Annotated in this window: 1 protein-coding gene; it reads right to left on the bottom strand. The window is 33.2% G+C overall.

Going from position 1 to position 262, the window contains the following annotated elements; all coding sequences use genetic code 11:
• Positions 1-30: 30 nt before the first annotated feature.
• The coding region (locus tag AC2FA3_RS15290) for a hypothetical protein (RefSeq protein WP_490510330.1) at positions 31-262 on the bottom strand (232 nt) is incomplete at its 5' end.

The following is a 262-nucleotide window of genomic DNA, read 5'->3' as shown; positions in this document are numbered from 1 at the left end:
GTCAATATTTATAATTTATTGACAAAAATATTAATGTTTAAATTGAGCGGCTTGTGCTTTGAAAGTTCGTTCGGAAACATCATCAGTAAAGTCACGTTTGCCACGATTTGTTTCCCAACGTTCACTATCAAGTGTATTTGCATATTCTAATTCAAAGTGATATACGTGCGACATCTGACTTTTATTACGTAAGTTACGTCCTTTAGCTTGGACGAATTTTTCATAACGAACAGGGGCTTCATAAAAAATACTAATATTGGAC

The organism is Janibacter sp. CoH_79_TC_3 (genome assembly GCF_058197955.1).
This window is presented reverse-complemented; position numbering and strand designations above follow the sequence as displayed.